General features: G+C 54.7%; 15 protein-coding genes. 7 read left to right on the forward strand and 8 right to left on the reverse strand.

The window, feature by feature from the left end; translation table 11 throughout:
• The first annotated feature begins 48 nt into the window (after positions 1-48).
• From HALNA_RS19130 to HALNA_RS01415, 4 genes are all read left to right on the forward strand, one after another.
• Complete coding sequence (locus HALNA_RS19130; RefSeq protein WP_084509844.1) at positions 49-687, forward strand: IS6 family transposase; 639 nt, start codon at positions 49-51, stop codon at positions 685-687.
• A gap of 84 nt (positions 688-771) precedes the next feature.
• Positions 772-2,745 (forward strand): response regulator, encoded by a 1,974-nt coding sequence (locus HALNA_RS01405; RefSeq protein ID WP_049934450.1) that lies wholly within the window; start codon positions 772-774, stop codon positions 2,743-2,745.
• A gap of 99 nt (positions 2,746-2,844) precedes the next feature.
• On the forward strand, positions 2,845-5,007 hold the full coding sequence (locus tag HALNA_RS01410) for a sensor histidine kinase (protein ID WP_049934451.1): 2,163 nt from the start codon (positions 2,845-2,847) through the stop codon (positions 5,005-5,007).
• Positions 5,008-5,242: 235 nt separating this feature from the next.
• Positions 5,243-5,848 carry a response regulator gene (locus HALNA_RS01415; RefSeq protein ID WP_169718994.1) on the forward strand — a complete coding sequence of 202 codons (606 nt, stop codon included), beginning with the start codon at positions 5,243-5,245 and terminating at the stop codon, positions 5,846-5,848.
• A 148-nt stretch (positions 5,849-5,996) separates the two neighbouring features.
• Here HALNA_RS01415 and HALNA_RS01420 read toward each other — a convergent pair whose 3' ends face one another.
• Positions 5,997-7,466: an IS701 family transposase gene (locus HALNA_RS01420; protein ID WP_049934454.1), complete on the reverse strand. Its 1,470-nt coding sequence runs from the start codon at positions 7,464-7,466 to the stop codon at positions 5,997-5,999.
• A 259-nt stretch (positions 7,467-7,725) separates the two neighbouring features.
• Positions 7,726-9,222, reverse strand: a complete 1,497-nt coding sequence (locus HALNA_RS01425) for a hypothetical protein (protein WP_245575974.1) — start codon at positions 9,220-9,222, stop codon at positions 7,726-7,728.
• Between the two features lie 235 nt (positions 9,223-9,457).
• Here HALNA_RS01425 and HALNA_RS01430 point away from each other — a divergent pair, with 235 nt between their 5' ends.
• The 3 genes from HALNA_RS01430 to HALNA_RS01440 all read left to right on the forward strand — a co-directional run bounded on the left by HALNA_RS01430 (position 9,458) and on the right by HALNA_RS01440 (position 12,709).
• On the forward strand, positions 9,458-10,399 hold the full coding sequence (locus HALNA_RS01430) for a sensor histidine kinase (protein WP_049934456.1): 942 nt from the start codon (positions 9,458-9,460) through the stop codon (positions 10,397-10,399).
• 237 nt (positions 10,400-10,636) lie between these two features.
• Positions 10,637-11,092, forward strand: a complete 456-nt coding sequence (locus HALNA_RS01435; RefSeq protein WP_049934457.1) for a pyridoxamine 5'-phosphate oxidase family protein — start codon at positions 10,637-10,639, stop codon at positions 11,090-11,092.
• A gap of 354 nt (positions 11,093-11,446) precedes the next feature.
• A complete protein-coding gene (locus tag HALNA_RS01440) occupies positions 11,447-12,709 on the forward strand; it encodes a hypothetical protein (RefSeq protein ID WP_049934459.1) in 1,263 nt (420 codons plus the stop codon).
• 1,788 nt (positions 12,710-14,497) lie between these two features.
• Here HALNA_RS01440 and HALNA_RS01450 read toward each other — a convergent pair.
• The 6 genes from HALNA_RS01450 to HALNA_RS01465 all read right to left on the reverse strand — a co-directional run bounded on the left by HALNA_RS01450 (position 14,498) and on the right by HALNA_RS01465 (position 18,332).
• Complete coding sequence (locus HALNA_RS01450; protein WP_049934461.1) at positions 14,498-14,710, reverse strand: type II toxin-antitoxin system HicB family antitoxin; 213 nt, start codon at positions 14,708-14,710, stop codon at positions 14,498-14,500.
• Positions 14,711-14,992: 282 nt separating this feature from the next.
• Positions 14,993-15,421 carry a PEP-utilizing enzyme gene (locus HALNA_RS21530; protein ID WP_157573388.1) on the reverse strand — a complete coding sequence of 143 codons (429 nt, stop codon included), beginning with the start codon at positions 15,419-15,421 and terminating at the stop codon, positions 14,993-14,995.
• Positions 15,415-15,618, reverse strand: coding sequence for a hypothetical protein (locus HALNA_RS01455; RefSeq protein WP_049934463.1), 204 nt, complete (start codon positions 15,616-15,618; stop codon positions 15,415-15,417). The genes HALNA_RS21530 and HALNA_RS01455 overlap by 7 nt, the downstream gene beginning before the upstream one ends.
• Before the next feature lie 163 nt (positions 15,619-15,781).
• Positions 15,782-16,072 carry a hypothetical protein gene (locus HALNA_RS01460; protein WP_049934464.1) on the reverse strand — a complete coding sequence of 97 codons (291 nt, stop codon included), beginning with the start codon at positions 16,070-16,072 and terminating at the stop codon, positions 15,782-15,784.
• Positions 16,073-16,357: 285 nt separating this feature from the next.
• Positions 16,358-16,702: a hypothetical protein gene (locus HALNA_RS21535; protein ID WP_394324584.1), complete on the reverse strand. Its 345-nt coding sequence runs from the start codon at positions 16,700-16,702 to the stop codon at positions 16,358-16,360.
• A 379-nt stretch (positions 16,703-17,081) separates the two neighbouring features.
• Positions 17,082-18,332, reverse strand: a complete 1,251-nt coding sequence (locus HALNA_RS01465) for an RNA-guided endonuclease InsQ/TnpB family protein (RefSeq protein ID WP_049934466.1) — start codon at positions 18,330-18,332, stop codon at positions 17,082-17,084.
• Positions 18,333-18,420 lie beyond the last annotated feature (88 nt).

Consider the following 18,420-nt stretch of genomic DNA (forward strand, 5'->3'; position numbering starts at 1 on the left):
TGTCAAGTTAAGCGTGAAGAGTGAGGCGTGCTGATTTCGTAGTGCTCTATGCCAGAAATCACACGCCTCAGCGATGGTAGCGACTGGATCGAATTAGATTTTGTGGAGCGTCAGCGGACACCCGAGTTCGCGATGCGGCTCGGTATTCAGATGCACGTGGCTGGACTATCACTTTCGAATACCATCTCGATTCTTGAGAGGTTGGGTGTCGGACGCTCTCGAACAGCCGTCCACAACTGGGTGCACAAGGCCGATTTACAGCCCGAAGGCGGTGCGAGCCCGAATCACGTTGCGCTTGACGAAACCGTGATTCGAATCGACGATCAGCAATACTGGCTGTATGCCGCCATCGATCCCGAAACAAACACATTCCTTCATATTCGGCTCTTTAGCACGTATACGACCGGTCTCACCGAAATTTTCCTGAGCGAATTACGCGAGAAACACGATGTCGAAACCGCCGTGTTTCTCGTCGACGATGCTCAGTGGCTCAAAACTGCCCTCGACCGACACGGCCTCGATTGCAGATACGAACTCCATGGCAATCGGAATGCTGTCGAACGTCTATTCAGAGAGGTAAAACGACGAACCTCTTCGTTTTCAAATACGTTCAGTCACGTGGAGCCGACGACAGCAGAATCGTGGCTCCAAGCTCTCGCCGTCTGGTGGAATCGATGCCAAAGTTAACACGACCGCGATAACTATGCACAGATATACATTACCGGAGCATACAGTTTCGACAGAAGCCATTCCAACGGCAGAGGGTGAGCGATGAGTTATTCACTGACTAACGGCGAGCAGCCAGATGCGACTGCCGAACCCATCCATGTCCTGTTAGTTGACGATGACGCCCAGTGGGCCAAACTTCTCGCCACCGATATTGAACGCGAGGCCGACAGTATCGATGTTACCGTCACCACAACTGCTCGTGAGTGTCTGGAGACGTTCCAGGACCGCGACGACATCGACTGTCTCATCTCTGACTACCAGATGCCCGGCCAGACAGGCATCGACTTACTCGAACAAATCCGTGAGCATCACCCGCAGCTTCCCTTCCTATTGGTGACCAGTCAAGGGAGTGAGACTGTCGCTGCCCGCGCAATTGAGGCTGGCGTCTCCGACTACCTCGTCAAGGAGTTCGGCGACGAGCAGGTGACAAAATTTGTCGACAAGATCAGACGGGCTGTCACCCACTATCGACTCCAGGATGCTCTCGAAGAAAGCGAGCAACGCTACCGAACGGTGACCGAACAGAGTCGGGACGCTATCGCAATCCTTCGCTATGAGCAGTTACTGTTCTGCAACGAGCGACTGGTAGAATTGACTGGCCAAGACCATGAGGATCTCACAGACGAATCGATTGTCGAAACAAGCATCTACGCTGCCGACCGGACGCAGGTCAGAGACGTACTCGACAGTTGGTATGCAACAGACGAGCAGTCACAACTCCATGAGACACGAATCGAACGCCCAGATGGAACGATTCGACACTGTGAGTACACTGGCCGCCAACTTGACTACCAAGGTGAACCAGCAACACTCGTCTCAATCCGAGATGTAACAGAGCGCAAACAGCGTGAACGGGAACTGCAGTGGGAACGCGACCTCAACCGAACAATACAGGAAACACTGGTCGAATCACGAACCCGCGAACGACTTGAACAGGATGTGACTGACCAGTTACAGCGCCATGGATACGCCTTGGCGTGGGTCGCTGAACGAGACAGCGATGTCGTGGTTCCCCGGACTGTGGGCGGTGATAGACGGTATATTGAGGCAATCGACCGAGGTATTGAAGACTGTGGGATGAACTCTGAACCGGCAGTCTGGGCGATAAAAACCGGTGAGACACGGTTTCTGCAGAACTTTGACGACCGCCCCGCGACTGACTGGGCCGAGATCGCCTCCGGATACAATTACCGAAGCGGCGCAGCCCTCCCGCTGGTGTACGACAATATCTCCTACGGGGTACTGGCAGTGTATCACGATCAGAGTGGTCGGTTCGATGCCACTGAGCAGCGACTGCTCGAAGAGCTAGCAGATACAATCGCGTTTGCGATCCATAGTCAGGAAACACAGGGAGCACTCGCTTCAGACCAGACGGTCGAGGTCACTATCCAACTGCAGATGGGATACTATCTCATCGATTTGGCACGCGATGGCGTCTTTGACGCCGAGGCGAGAGTTTCGGGAACCGTATTGGTCGATGAAAATACTGTTATCCAGTACCTCGAAGTTGACGGTGATCCAGAGGACGGTATTCAGGATGCACTCGCTACACATCCGGATATCCAGGATGTGTCACCCATATCTGAGGAACCACAGGATCGGTTGGAAGTAACTGTGAGTGGCCAGCCCCCGGAAGCGCGACTAGCCTCCCAGGGCGTTGTGGTGAACACAACGTCTGTCAAGACGAACGGGGCAACAATCACCTTCGAACTACAGAACAAAAATGACGTTCGTTCGACCGTCCAACCGCTAGAAGACAGGTTCGGGACAGTCACTGTTCAGTCAATCATTGAACGCGAACAACAGGCTGACAACAGTCGGCGACAGGTGGGAACAAACACACTCACTGAGAAACAGCTGGCAGCACTCAAAGCAGCCTACTATCACGATTACTTCAACCAACCCCGCGGGAGTTCTGCCACTGCTATCGCCGAGTCCCTGGATATTAGTCACTCTACATTTCTCCGGCACCTCCGAGCTGCCCAAGGCAAACTGTTTAGCGCAAAATTCGGGTAAAATACAAATTTGGAATTTGTTGAAATAAGATGTGCTACCATGTTATAAATCGCATAAAATAAGAGGATATTTACATCGTCCCACAACCACACTACAATAATGGGGGCGAGCATAGCAGGATCGTGGATTATCTTTGGATACACCGCTATCCACGTTATTAGCGTCGGGCTAACGCTTGGTTTGGCAGTGTATACTGCTCGCAACTACTGGACCAAACAACTCGGTCGGGTATTTACTGCGTTGCTTGCGGCGGCAACTATCTGGGCTGCTGGATCACTGGTCCGATTATTCGTCTCGGATATCGATATCTTCGTCGCCATTACTGCGTTCAAATACATCGGCATTACCGGGACCCCGGTGGTGTTTGTCCTGTTCGCCCTACTCTACGATGGGAAATCACAGTGGGTCACACGGCCCGTCATCGTCGCTCTGTCTGTGCTACCCGTACTTACTGTTCTGGTCGTTGTGACAACACAAATGCATGGCTTGTTCTACAGTGGCTATACGACAACAACGGTAGACGGGGTTGCTATTTTTTCTATAGAGGCTGTTGGACCGTGGTATTGGCTGTTTGCCATCTTCAGCTGGACACTGATGACCGTTGGGTCAGGCCTGCTTATTCACGCTGGTCTCAAGCGTTCCAAGCCCTACCGGCTACAGTTGCTCGTCCTCCTGCCTGCTATTGGGATTTCGTGGACCACTAACATCCTCTACGTGGTCTGGAGTTGGCCACATCCTGCTCTCGATCCGACCCCAATCGGATTCGCTGCAACCAGTCTCCTGCTTGGATACGGGCTGTTTTCCACACAACTTGTCGATATATCCCCCACTGCGCGATCACTGGTGTTTGAGGTAACCGACAACCCAGTACTCGTTGTGAATCAAACCGACCGTATCGTCGATGCCAACGATGCGGCCCAACCGCTGTTGTCGGATGATGATATAGTCGGAAACGAACTGACACAAGCTCTCATTGGCGATCTCGCCGAACAAATTGCGTCCGATTCAGACACTGTCGAAATTGCCACGGGCCAAAGATTGCGCCACTATCGGTATCGAGAGCGATCTGACCCGGACAAACTGGATGGACGAGTGCTCATTTTCACCGAAATTACTAAGTTGCAAAACACGCAGGAAGCCACAGAACAGGCCCATGAACAACTTCGTCAGATCATCGATCTTGTCCCCGACCCACTCTATGTGAAGACACTGGACGATGAGGTACTCCTCTCCAATGCGGCGAATGCCGAGTTACACGGATTGATACCGGAAACAATGGAAGGAACACGCGAAGAAACAATCGAGTCAGATGTCGAAAATATTGAAAACTTCGATAAATATCAGCAGCGAGAAATTGAGGTGATCGAAACCGGCAACCCCTTGACCCATGAAGAGACCCTCGTTGGTCCCAACGGTAACAAACACACGTTCCGAACAACGAGAATTCCATTTAAAACTGCACGAAAAGCCGAAGACGCGGTTCTGGGCTACGCCCGTGACATAACCGAGATTAAAGAATACGAGCGGGAGCTTGAAGAGGCCAAGCAAAACCTCGAAGAATCACACGAGCAGATCGAACAGACAAATGAAGAATTAGAGACGCTCAACCGGATTCTCCGTCATGATATCCGTAATGACGTGGTGGTCATGTCCCGGCTGGGAGCAGAACTCGAACAACACGTCGACAAAGATGGAGCGGAACTGTTAGAGCAATTGTTGGACCGTGGTGAACACATCAGGAATCTCACGACAGGGCTCCGGGATCTGATGCGGACAGTGCTTGATGAGACCTGCGACCTGAGACCGGTGCGACTCGATGCAACTCTTGAATCTGAGGTCAGAGACATCACTCGGAGTTACGAAGATGCCGTTGTCACCATAGAAGATGTTCCCCGTGTACACGTCCAGGCAAATCAGATGCTGTCATCGGTCTTCCGGAATCTTCTCGAAAACGCCATACTACATAATGATAGTGAGATCCCCGAGGTAACTGTGTCGGCACAGGAGCGAACAGACCGAGTTGAGGTCCGGATCAGTGACAACGGCCCGGGTGTGCCTGAAGACATCAGAGAAGATATCTTCGGAAAGGGTGAGAAGGGACTTGATAGCAAGGGGACGGGAATTGGACTCTATCTCGTCACTCAACTGCTGGATGACTACGGTGGCGAGGCCTGGATTGAAGACAACGATCCCACTGGGGCTACTTTTGTTGTTGAACTACTCCAGGAGTCGCCGACGGAACGACACTCGGTTGAGGTGTGATTCAGTGCTGTGCGACAACAGATGGGCACATGTGCATACCGAAACTAAGTGGATATGGTACAATAGTATGACCCATTCAGCGGTTACACCAAGACATACGGTGTAATCAAGCTGTACAAACCGAAGATATGCTAGGAGACAACAACGGAACGGTCACCAGAACCGACACACAGGGAGCTCTGTTGAGTGAGAGGGAATGATCTATCATCAGCGGTCACCAATCCGTGTTCTCCACGTGGACGATACCCCACGACTCGTCGAAACGGGCAGGCGACAGTTAGAGCAGTACGATGACCGGATTGAAGTCGACTCCGCACAAAGTGCGGCCGAGGCGCTGAAGCAGCTTGCTGATGAGCAAATAGACTGTCTCATCTCGGATTACTCGATGCCCGGGACAAATGGGGTCGAATTTCTGCAGACCGTCCGCGAAGAGTGGCCAACATTACCGTTCATCCTCTATACAAGTAGTCAATCTGAAACGATGATAACTGAGGCACTCGCGGCGGGGATGACCGATTACGTCCAAAAGCGGGGTGGAACGGCGAATCTGAAGGTTCTTGGACACAAAATCGTGAGCGCAGTCGAAGCGCGGCGGCTTTCGCAAACCCAAAAACAGCTCCTCAGCGGAATAGAAGCAATCGATGTTGGTGTCGGTATCCTCAACAAACACGATCAGGTTGTCTACGCGAACAATTCCTTTCTCAAGTATCTTGAGGCCGACGAACAGGGGCTCCGAGGGACACAACTAGCACTACTTCTGGGGTTTAGGCTGGAAACAAGGAGATCTGGGCAGAAACATCGACGAGGCCGGCGCAACTCGTCGCGATCTGCTCCGGTTTGACGAAACTTCAACTCAGATTCGACGCTCCAACTCTCGTTTGAGAGTAACGTGTGCTTCAGGCGGAAAAACTGGAGGAGAGTGCCACATAGAACCGACGTGTGAGCAGTGCTGCCGCTCACAAGCGGCAGGCACTGCGTTGGCTGCCAGTTTACAGATCAGGGATACGCCAGTCAGTGAATCCCTGTAACATCTCCTCAGCTGCGTCGGTTGCCGTCTGCCGGTCGAAGTTCAGGTTCTCCATCAGTTGCTGGATCGCCGCTTCGCGGACGATCCGCTGCATTACGTCCTTGAAGGACGGTAGGTTGTGTTCAGTCTCCAGACGATGAGTTGCAATGAACGCATGAGCTAACATCACAACCGCAAGATGGCGATGGAATCCATCCCAACTTCGTCCTTGGAATTCATCAGCTCCAAGGTGCTGTTTGATATCTTGGTGGAACCGTTCAATGGACCACCGCAGGTGCGTCCATTGAACCAGTTCTTCGAGCGAAGACTCGTCGAGATCCCAGCAAATCCATGCCTTGAGACTCACCGTTGAGTCATCCTCGTCCTCATCAGTTTTCTCAATCAGCAACCAACCGGTTTCTTCGCCAACTTCACAGTCAGCCCTATCGGTAACAACACGTACACGCGTGCGGTAGAACTCTCCGCTCAGCGTTTCTTTCGTCCCTTTTGCCCAGTCGATGTGTTCCCATTCCAGATCAGTTTCGTTGTCTTCGACCTTGTGAGCGAGATCTTCTGGAGAGAAGATCTCCCCGTCTTCTGAAATCTCCCAGCGAGTCTCATCGGGATCACCTGATCCCGATTCAGACTCTTCCTCCAGTGGTGTCTCTTCGTCAACGACTGGAAACTTCGATGGGACAAGTTCCAGCGCGTAGGGACTATCCTGGCTCCGTAGTCTGTGGCGGAGTTTGGGTGATTTGCCGAAATTGCTGTCACCGAGAACACAGCCGAAGTCGAGGCCGCTGTTAGCGGCCTCTTCGACCAGATCACCGCCGATTTCGTGTTTTGATTGGTACTCAAGATCCTCAGGAATTCCAGCGTTTTCCCGCCGTTGAGCGTACTGTTGCTGTTGTTGGCTGCTGTCGTAGACGGATGAATCGTCTCCAATCCACTTTTTGGGCGTGAACAGTCGCATTCCAAGTGGCCAACTGACTTGATCTGCGTTGCGGTGCTGTCCTGGTGAGGCGAGAGTGAGGTTAACGGTCACTTGGCAGTTATCCATTTTCCCGGTTGCACCGCACCATTGATGGCCAACACCGACGCTGTCGTGTCCTTGTTTGGGGATTCCCATCCCGTCAAGAATAAGCACAGAGGCGGCTCCCTGAGCCGCCTCGGGCACTGTTTGTCGGAGTTGATCCTCGACGTTTTCGTACTCCCAGGCGCTCTCCCGGACGAACCGTTCGAGTTTCTCTTGTTTGAGGTCTACCATGCTTGCGATTCCTGCGACTGATTTGTTGCTCCCTGGCCGGATAAGACCGCGAAAATACTGTGCTCCACGCTGCCATGTCGTCTCCCAATTCGGCCACGAAGAGCCGTCGGCTCTCGTGGCGAAACAGGCTTGATACTTTCTGAGAAACCCTGCCGCATCTCCGTGGTCGTGCGCAAGTTCTTTCATCGCTCTGTTTCTTCAGCCGAGATTATCAGCTTGCCGGATTAACCCCCAGAAGTAGTGCTAGAGGACTTTGCGACACGACCGAATAGTTACCAACGGCAAGTTTTAGCTGTTCAGATGTGATCAACTGATGCCTGGGATCAAAAGTGGGATATCAGTGCTCATAGAGTAATCCACGCAACCGAGAACTGAATCTGCGCCCTGTATTCAGCACGGTCACCGAAACGTATCACTGAGTGATAGTTCGATAGGATGCTCAAAATCAGATGTCGTCCAGCTGCTGCTGGATTTGATCGTGGAGTCGCTGAGCCTCCCGGTCCGAGAGAGCGGCCTCGGTGTCGACGTCGATGCCCGGGATCTCGACGATGTCCTCGAGGGCGTCGCTCAACGTCTGCTGGCCCTCTGCGAGGACCCGTTCGCCCGCGTCTTCGACCTGCCTGTCGTGCTCCTGCATGGCCAGTTGGATCATCATCGCCGGCGTCCGGAGCAATTCGCCAGCCACCTCGAGATACTCTTGGTATGTGTTCGAGGCCCACGACCCGGTGTACTCCTCCAGCAGCGCAATTAGCAACGACAGCTGGAGATTGAACACCGTCGGTCGGGACGTGGGATCGGCGAGGCTGGTCGCCCGCTCAGCCGCGACAGCGGCGTACGTGTCGGCGATGCCCCAGTACCGGTAGCAGTCGGTAGCCGAGAACGGAAGCACCTCGAAATCGTAGGTGATCGCACGGGCTCGCCGGAGTGTTTCGTCGACATCGACCAGTCGCGTCTCGACGTCGTCGTAGATCGACGCCCACCACTCGCTGATGGGCACCCGATCGTTCGCGCGCTCGTGATCGGCGTTGGTCGCCTGTCCGTAGTGCCGGCGGGTGTACCGCTGACCCGTATCCGGAACGATCGTTTCGCTATCCGGGAAGTACAGGATCGGCTTCGCCCACAGCGTCTGGGTTCCCCGGAAGTCATACCCCGTCTCGAAGCCGCCGTACACGACCAAATCACCGTCTGAATCCGCCGTTTCGGCCTTCCGAACGCGACCGCTCCTGAGGGCGTCGATATCGTTCTCGTCGTCGATATCGACTGCCTCCTCAGGCGGGCTGACGACCTGCTTGAGGCCGGGACAGACGACGAACAGCTTGAGCAGCCCGCCCCAGTCGCGGTAGCTCAGACAGCCGAATGCCCCGGTTTCACCCCGTCCCCGGAGTGCAGTGATGATTGGCTGGTAGGCTTCTTGCGGATTGATGATCGAGTAGCGATCGGAGGCGATCTGCCAGCGGAACCGAACGTCATAGCCCAGCGCACACAGCGCCTTCCGGCGCCGGTCGACGATGTCTTGATGATCCTCGATGGGGACGATCAGCTCGGCGTCGGTCCGGGCGGCTAGCTCGTCCAGCGAACGTTCGGCCGTCTGTTCGAGCGCATCCGTATCGAGCCCGTGAACCGACTCGATAGCGGTGACGTCGACGGCGCCGTCGGCTTCAACGAACTCGTTGGTCGCCCAGAGTTCCCCGGAACTGGCTCGTGGCAGCACCGCGATGGCCTGCTCAAGTGCCGTCACGCTGTCGTCTCCACACCAGGCTTCCGGTGAACGCTCGTCGTTTCCGGGAACTGCCTCCGCATCGCCGTCGGTGAGTCCGGCGAACCGGAGTGTGTATTCTTCGGCGATGAGCGCCGGCACGTGGGCGTGGTCGGCTGCTGGAGTGCCGTCGTTCGTCGAGTCGGTGCTCCGTTCGCGTCGCTGCGTGTGCTGGTCAGTAGCCATGTTTGAGTGTGGGCGAAGAGCGTTCGGCACCGCAGGCGACAGCCGGGATGACCACTCGACTGCTCTCGAACGCTTCATGCTCCTGTCGAAGAGAAATTCGAAGGATGGTTGCTCGGCCAACCACCTCTGGATGAGGTCATATCGGTTCTCTCGGTCTGTGTCTCCTGATGGACGACCTTCCGAAGTCGGATCTGCTCCGATTTGTGAACCCACCGTCAAATTGGCTCGCCAGACGGTGGATCGACACACCTCGAAATTTACCTTCATCAACGAGGCCGGACTCGAAATCCTCGGCTATGAGAAGGCGACACTGCTTGGTGAACACATTTCGATCATCATGGACGAGGCAGCCGTCAAGCCGGGCCAGCAGCTGATTGCGTCGCTGCTTGAGAGCAGGGAGACACGGGCGACGTTCGAGATGGAGGTCCAAACCCATGGAGGAGGTCGGATTCTTTGTGAGAACCATCTTGGCTTACTTCCCGAGGACTGCGAGTATAGCGGGACGGCCGGGATCCTTCGTGAGATCACCCCCCGCAGCGAGCGTGAACAGGAACTGGAACGCCAGAATGCACGCTTAGAAGAGTTCACCAGCGTCGTCCCGCATGATCTCCGGAACCCACTGTCGGTCGCACAAGGGCGACTCCACGCCGCACGAGATGACTGTGACAGCCCTCATCTCGATCACGTCGCGGCCGCGCATGATCGGATGGATGCATTGATCGATGACTTGCTGACGTTGGCCCGCGAAGGCGAATCAGTGACTGATATCGAACCCGTCAGCTTAGAGACCGTCGCCACGAATTGTTGTCATGGCTTCGAAGGGGCTGAGGCGACACTCCAGGTACCCACCTCGCGGACGATTCGAGCCGATCGCAGCCGCCTTCAGCAACTCCTAGAGAATCTGTTTGTGAATGCTATCGAACATGGGGGCGAGGGGGTGACCGTGACTGTTGGTGAATTCGAGGATGGCTTTTTTGTTGCGGACGATGGGTTAGGGATCCCCGAATCAGATCGTGAGCAGGTCTTGGAGCCTGGCTACAGCACGTCTGAGGATGGGACCGGCTTCGGGCTGGGAATCGTCAACCAAATCGCCGAAGCGCATGGGTGGACGATAACGGTAACCGAGAGTGACGATGGTGGGGCCCGCATCGAGATTACCGGCGTTGAAGTGATATGAGTGCAATGAGGTTGGACTCCTGTGGAGCGACTCTCTTGGCTATACCGAAACCCTCAATCAGTGATGTGTTTCGGCGGTCTTGCTGAATACAGGGCAATGTGGCACGTAGTACGGGACGTTCCATCTGAAAATAATGGCTTAGCGCAGGCGAACGATCAAACATCAAAGGCTAATTCTCCGGCTGGAAAGTACAACCCGTTCAAAGAGTCTACATCGGAGTGCTTACAACGTTCGTCTATGCAGGAGTACGGTGTTGAGATGACAGACAAAGAGATCGCCGAGTTCCTAACGCGACAGGGGCACGGCGTTCTGTCATTTGGTGGGGACGAACCATACGGTTTGCCGATCTCTTTCGGCTACGACGTGCTAGACAACAGGTGTATCTTCCAGTTAGTATCGGACGCCGACAGCAAGAAAGAGGCGGCACTAACACGGTCAAGTAGCGTGAATCTGGTCGCTTACGAGTGGAACGATGTTGATAATTGGCGAAGCGTCATCATCACGGGACAACTACACCCGATTCCAGAGAATTCACAAGACGCAATCGACGCGGCTGGTATCTTTGCCGAATATGCGTCAGTGGCCAGCCTGACTGTCTTCGATAAGCCACTCTCCGAACTCACAGCTGTCTGGCACAAACTCGACATCGAAGATATGTCCGGCCGCCAAGCCCCAACAATCACCGAACACTGAACCAAGAATATCGATCCAAAACCCGCCTCAGGAAGGTCAGTAAACACCTAAATAGGGAACTCACCACCTTCGGTGAAACAAACGAAGTTGCCGTGCTACACTCAACCTCTGTATTTCACACGCCGAACCTATCAGTTTCTAAGGATTTAAACAGAGCCAGTCCTCAAAGAATGATTAAAAATCGTCCCTAAAGAGATTAGCAACTGTCCCAAGATCGGTTATTCGAAAAGAGCCGCTAATGGTTACTCCGAGGCTTTCTAACGCGGAAAACCGGTCTGTAAGTGCGTTGGATGGAACTATAGCACCCACCATACGCCCCCAAGAATCTTTTTAGGATACTGAGTAGCGTGACACATGTATCGGCGTAATTTCCTCTCTACATTTCAGTCGGGAGTAGCCGTAGGGATCAGTGGCGTGCTCGCAGGCTGCTCGAGTACCGATAACAAAGGTAGCGACCAGACCGGCCCACCGGAAGACCAACAGTTCAGATACTTCTTCGAGGACAAGCCTGGAACACTCGGCGCTGTTGCCGAGCATAACCAACCACCAGCGGACGCCGCAGACTGGCAGGTGATTGAGAACACGCTTACACAGGATGATTGGGAAGAGCTTCGATTGAACGACATCGAATATGCCGAGGCCTACATGGCCGGTGAGACGGTGCAACCAACGGACGGGACCTCCGGAACACCAGAAAAAATCATCAGACGAGTTCAAGAACTGTATGAGAACGCCGAGGCACGTGGCCCAGTCGCATTCACGGAAGCATTGATCGCAGCCGAAGACGAAATCTCAGGGGCTGATTTCCCGGAACAGCTTGTCCCGAACATTGCAAAATATGCCATAGAGGAACTCGGCTACGAGCTTCCCGGATACAGTCTCTCCCCAATTCAGGCGGTACACCCGGTTCCAGGCGACTACGATGGCTTGAAGCCAGAAACTATCCGGGAAACAGGAGTTAGCGCACCAATCGCACCAGAACGGGTCGGGACGTTCGGCGAGATGCGGACAACGCTGTACCTACTGATGTTCGAAACCGACGATGGGGCCCAAGTACGATACGTCAATAGGCCACCGTTCAACCCGTGGTATCTACGCGATACGCTTCGGGAACCAACCGAGAGCGTCTACCGGGAACCGCTGTCCAAGGATTTCTACACAATTGGAGGCACACAAGGACGACCAGTAAAACAGTATCCTGAGCATTTTGTCACATCCCTTGATTACCGGAAAGCAGCGAAAATGCGGGACCAAGATTTACTCAACGATGGAGAACTCCGAAAGGGACTAATCGGCTCCGCGTTATCGGTAGTTGAAAACGGAGAGCAAGACAAAAGCATACCAGCAGGAGCCAGCCTCGGTTGTCACAACAATCGTGGCTACCAGATCGAAAGTGTCGCCCCCGAGTTCGGTGCGTCAGTCGACGACTTCGTCACAAATCCAGCCACCGACCAGAGGAAACAATTCATTGAATTCGGACGGGCGATTTACCTGATATTCGAAACACAGTTCGGTGAAGATTACAAAGGCGATCCAGTATTTGGCTACGAGGAATCACTGGAAGTGCGTAGGACACTAGCTGCCCCCGAACTGTACCATCTCCCGAAGGAGTGCTAGGAGAGCGCTGAGAGGCAGATCCCCGAGTTATCTATGTCCGTCCAATTTTTGTTAGATTGAGAAACGAATTCCAATTATAAATTGAGTCACGTGTAAGAAAATCAACTACACTACGTCTGGAGTAGTGAATAGTATTCGAGACGTTGACGATGTGGAGGCCCATGTGATTGCCCACTTAGACGCCGCTAATTTCACGATTGACTGTATTCGAGATGATATCAAACCGCGGTACTCCGATACGGACCTCGATGAGGCTTACCGATTGATAATGGCGAATCAGGTCTCAAGTGATGACTTCAAAATCCGAGTCGCGCTAGGTTTGGCTTGCTTGAAATTAGGGGACACGATAGAGACTCCCGATGCTCCCACAACTTACCCGTATGGCGACGCAACCGCTCAGTATGCCTCCAGTAGATGCTACTCGGCCGGCTCCTGACGACATCCAAGGTCATCCACCCATCCAGTGTGAGGACTGTGAGTCCGCTCTTCACAGCCACGACGATGACAGTGTCTCATTCCTGCTTTTGGACCAGCTTACCATCCCTATCATCGGTTGTGGCGACCACGTCGACCAGTTCGTTTCTATCTGCGAACTCACGACGACTGGTAGAGCAGACACCATCAAGCATCGACCGGCTGGAGGTATCCGCTGTCCCAGCTGCCAGCTCGCACACTACAATTTACACCAACCAGTAATTCCGATCCAAAGCGGAGCAGTCGCCCTCATGGCCTGCCCACAGCACCAAACAGAAGTCCTCAACCGTTTCCAATCAGGGCTGGAAACGCAGCAACAGCTGACATCCTCCATCGATCGGCACCAATAGATCTCTAGAATAGTCCCCCACAGAGATAGTATGTACAGACACCAGCGGCGGGCCCTATCGCTGCCCGTTCGAGGTTCTCAACTGGCCGAGTCACTCGGTTTCGTCGCGGGTTGTCGTGTCCGTTGGATGGTCTATCCCTTCGGTGACTGAGACCGTGTTTCCGTCCTTGTCGAGAATCACAATTGATTCACCACGGCCCGCCACGGTCGTTGGCGCCTCTTCAAGCGAGTCAATTTCGGCGACCTTGATTGCAAAATCGTCATCTGACGGTGCTTTCTACTCATCCATGCGGACGACGCTGTATTGCTTTTCTTCTGGATGGACATCCTCGTGATCGCTCCAACCGGCTATACAGTGTGATACTAGGAACACGATGCATAAATCATACGCCCGTTAGCTCTTGATGTTCCAGATGAACACCCCAATCTATCGCGTCTGAACTTCATCGCTTGGCCGCCCCCCACGAAGTCTCTGCTTCGAATGCAGCTATCTGCTGGCGATATCACGTTCAACTGGCAAGCCATCAGAATCGTCGTTGGTTTGTCGACTGTTACCCCACAAAATAGAACAGTAGATCCGTACGTGGGGTAACAGCATTCCCGAAGATGATCTGCTGCGCTCCGACAGTGGGTCTGTCGTTGTCGAACCACGGTGTGGCACGACCTGGACGTCCTCCAGCGGGATTGCCTCGTGGCAGTCGCGACGCTCGCGATCGAGCGTGATTTAGCCGCGAAGACCGGGATCGACGGCCGTTCGAAGAGTCCGTGGCTGGTTCAAGAGCATATTGTGGTCAAACCTCTGATTTATACTGAACTTACTGTGACTCCCATCTGATCGGCCCTCGGGAAACGCTACTTCACAATCTTCTCTTCAGAATGGGTTCCTCAAGCCCCTACAGCAATAGTCTGTGCTAGAGCGGACTATATGGGAACTCAAGAGTAGATCCAATTGTCGAACGTATCTGCTACAACCAAGGCGCTGACGAGGGATCAATATCCTCTTCGTCGGGGACGGGCCGCTCGTGGAGTTCGAGCGCGTCGGCTAGATTCGCAAGCGCCTCCGGGTGTGTTTCGCCTTGGCTCGTGATACCCGTCTCTTCATCCCGAGCGACGTACCACCCATCCTCAATGGTGAGCGTCACGTTGTCGACATCATCAGGGTTACGGGTCCAAGTCATAGTTGCATGTCTCCGAAAGTGAGCTGCGTCCTTGCTCTGAGAGGCGATATCGGTGGGGACTATTGCTTGCTTCAAACACTCTCATTAGATAGCCTTGATCGTATAGATGCCACAATCGCCACCCAAGTCTCGCATCGGGATTGACTCCGTTGAAGTCCTCATTTGTGAATTTCTCGTTGACATCTTGGTACATGATACCCTCAATATCGCACTCAAACGGCTCCTTTTCAGTCTGTCCTCTCGCGACAGCTTTCAGTATCCGTCGATCTATGTTGTCCAAGTTCATGGTTGATTTCTCTGTTGGGAGGTGTACGACGACTCATGTCGAAGGATCCACTGAGCGTTAGCATCGACCGTAATCTGATCGTCAGTCTCAACGACAGAACGAATCTGAGGGCAGTTGATGATGGCTGGGATCTCCAACTGTCGTGCATACGTCGGTCCACGACCCGTTAGTCGCTCTTCATCATAGACGACAAATCCGTCGGCATCATCGACTAATCCACACATAGCTGGCAGTAGATCTGGCATTACGACAATATCGCCCGTCTCGACATCTTCGACACCGCTGAAATGATTAATCCGGAGTTGCTCTCCTTGGGGTCGGTCAACCTCAATGCATCGTGCGGACCCCGTTGCCCGGCCGGGACTACCAGCTTCCCCCAAAACGATAGAGGCCCCAGTGTGGTGTATCCCTTTGAGTGTCACCACTGGTACTCTACCTCCTCAACGTCCTCTTCATCAAGGTATATAATCTCCTCTGCCGTTGGGAACAGCCGTTGGGGCGCAGTCAGGTTTCCTGTATCAGATGCAGGGATAGCGACTCGTACCGTGACAAGATCGCCGTTAGCTGTGATATCTCGAACATCGTACCGGACGTGCCGTTGGTTGAGGTCCGCCCGGAGCATCGCTCGCGCAGCTTCCTCAGGGTCTTGAGATGGAGACCCGTTCCAGCGATAGCTCACGCGATAACCGTAGATAGTCGAAAACGAGGGTGGCGTTAGTTCATCCGGATCTACGGGATGGCATGTCTTCAGCCGTGCTCCCGAAAGCAATGGATGAGGACCGTCATTATTGAGTAGTGCGATGTGGACTTGTCGAGTGTTCTTTTCGACGCTCGAAGAACGACCGCCACGCCTCGTCGTTCACGCGCCGTACCGTCTGGACCGTCGCGGCACCGAGGCCGCTCTTATACCGGTCCCCACAGTCCGACCCCTCCCAGACGGGATCACCCGCGAAGAGCCGTTGGCGGCGGTCGTACGTCAACTCGTTCCAGAAGCTCGCTGACGCATCCAGCAACCGTCGGAGACACTCCTCGTCGTCGAGGTCTGGTGCGATCACGAACGTATTCGTGCGTCTCACGATTCAGTCACCTGCACCCTCTTGGATTCGATAAATCGGCGGAACGTCCCTCCGAACGGCGTGTTCACCCCCGTCCCCCGATGTAGAGGCCACTGGTTGGCTCATTCTGAGTCACAGTCGTGATAGACGATACGCTCGGGAAGCCCGACTCGGCCACAGACGGGACACTCGACCAACGGGGTCGGTGGCAGATTCTCCCACTCGCAGAGTGCGGCCCGGATGTGCTCTCGAACGTCGGGTGAATCTGCCCGGGTAAGCGCCTGTGCGAGGTGCATTCGGAGCCGTTCACGGGCCGTCATTCACCCTCCGGACGGCCGTGCTAAGCCGTGATCTGTACGCTTCTGGAAATCGATGGCCCCGTATCGACACTAGATCGGCCTGCTGTGGGACGTCTCGGTACATCGCAGGGCGGTCTGAAGCGACATCGTATTTAAGTGTAGAGTCGGATGCGCCGACTACTGACCAGCATTCATCGCTAAGCATCCGAGAGTCGTCGACGGCGACTTCGAGCCCGAACGTCGGAGCGAGCAGGGCGATTGCCAGCTGGCAGGCGCGGTCGTCATCGGCATCCGGTCCCCAGTCGAATCCGCCCGGCGAGACCGGGTGGACGAACAGGTGTTTATCGAGGATATCGTCGCCGGCGTAGACGAGACAGCCGCCGACGGTTCGCTCGCCGCGATACCTCCGGGCACGATGCGTGGATCGTCGATAGTTGGTTGACATCGTTGTGGGTGTGGTGTCGATCGGGTACGGGCCCCGTCTTGGTTCGAGGCAGTCAGGTCTCAATCCGCGGCGCGAGCATCCGGGTGATGGCACCATCGCCGTCGGCGAGTTCGTAGGAGAGGATCAGTGGGAAGTCCTCGCCGAGGTCGAGCGTTACTGGCGTCCCCGCCGGGATCGTCCGGACGAGCTTCTTACAGTAGTCCAGAGTAAACTACCTCACCCTACTCCCTCGGCGCTCCGCGCCTCGGTTCGTTGAGGGTGGGGCTTTGATGTGGACTCCCGGCAATCAGTCGCCAGCAATAGGCTGGTGACTCTCGCCGCTCAACGTCCCACCATTCAAACGCACGTCTACTCGTGCGTCTCCACTCCCCGACGTAGGCGAGGAACGGAGTCTATGAATCTGCTTTCGAGCGTACCGCACACCGATGTTCTTCGCAGCATTGTAGTCCGCGTTCACTTCGTACCCGCACTTCTGGCACTCGAAGTGTTCTCCGTCGCGGTTGTCTTCGTGCGTGAACCCACAATTCATTCGAGAACAGCGTTGACTCGTGTAGTTCGGCTCAACCTGCTCCACGAAGACACCCTGCTCAGGCGCTTTGTACTCGACGTACTCGAACAAGCGCCGAAACGCCCAGATGTGGTGCCACGTCGCGTGCGGAAGCCGCTCTCGAATATCGGTCAAGTCCTCGAACACGATTACGTCGCAGCCGTAGTCGATGGCCTCCGAGACAAGCTCGTTAGCGACGGTGTGGATGTACTGTTTCCGCCATGCTGCTTCACGCTTACCGAGTCGAAGCAAGGCGTTGTGCCCGGCTTGAGTGGCGCGCTTTTGCATCTCACCACGTCGCTTCTTGAATTCACGACACCAGTGGTCATAGTCGTCTCCTTTCCAGAACGTTCCCGTAGAGGAGACGGCCAACGAATTGACGCCAAGGTCGATACCGAGGACTGTTTGGTCTGAGTGCCCGGTATCTGTCGAAGCCTCTGCGTCTTCGTCGTTTACTCGCCGAGTCGAAACGTGGAGGTAGAACTCGTCGGTGGTCGCGTCGTACCGAAGCGTGCTCTCACGGAACTCGTAGTCCTCAGAAAGGACGTACCGCTCGTAAGGCGTCGGACTGTCTGCCGGGAGGATGAACGAGGGTTCGACTCGGCCTTCGACGGTTGCGAGCGACACGTTGGTACGGTAGAAGGTCGCGCTTCGCGCATCGTAGTCCATCGTCTCAGCGGTGAACGTCGGACAGGAGACGCGCTGTTTCTTCTTCCAGCGCTCGACAACGCTTTTGACGGCTTCAACGGCGCGACGAATCGCGGCTTGGACGAGTTGTGCTGGTAATTCTGTCTCCGCTCGGAGTTCGGCGTAGAGTGCGTCCCGCACTTCTCGCTTGTTGGTTTTGCACTCGGTGTAGGACGTGTTGGACCAGCAATATTCGCTAGTTCGGTTCGCGCAGTACAGGAATTGGTCGCTGGTTCGGTGGAGTGCGTCGCGTGGCTCGTCGGAAATAATGAGTTTTACGACGGCTGTTCGACGCACGTCCATAGTTCAGAGAGGGGGCGACGGTACTTGCAGGTTCGGGAGTCGGTCGGCCGGTGTACGTGGGTTGTGTCGTGTCAGGTTCCTCCCCGAC

The organism is Haloplanus natans DSM 17983, from assembly GCF_000427685.1.
GTDB classification, from domain to species: Archaea; Halobacteriota; Halobacteria; order Halobacteriales; family Haloferacaceae; genus Haloplanus; species Haloplanus natans.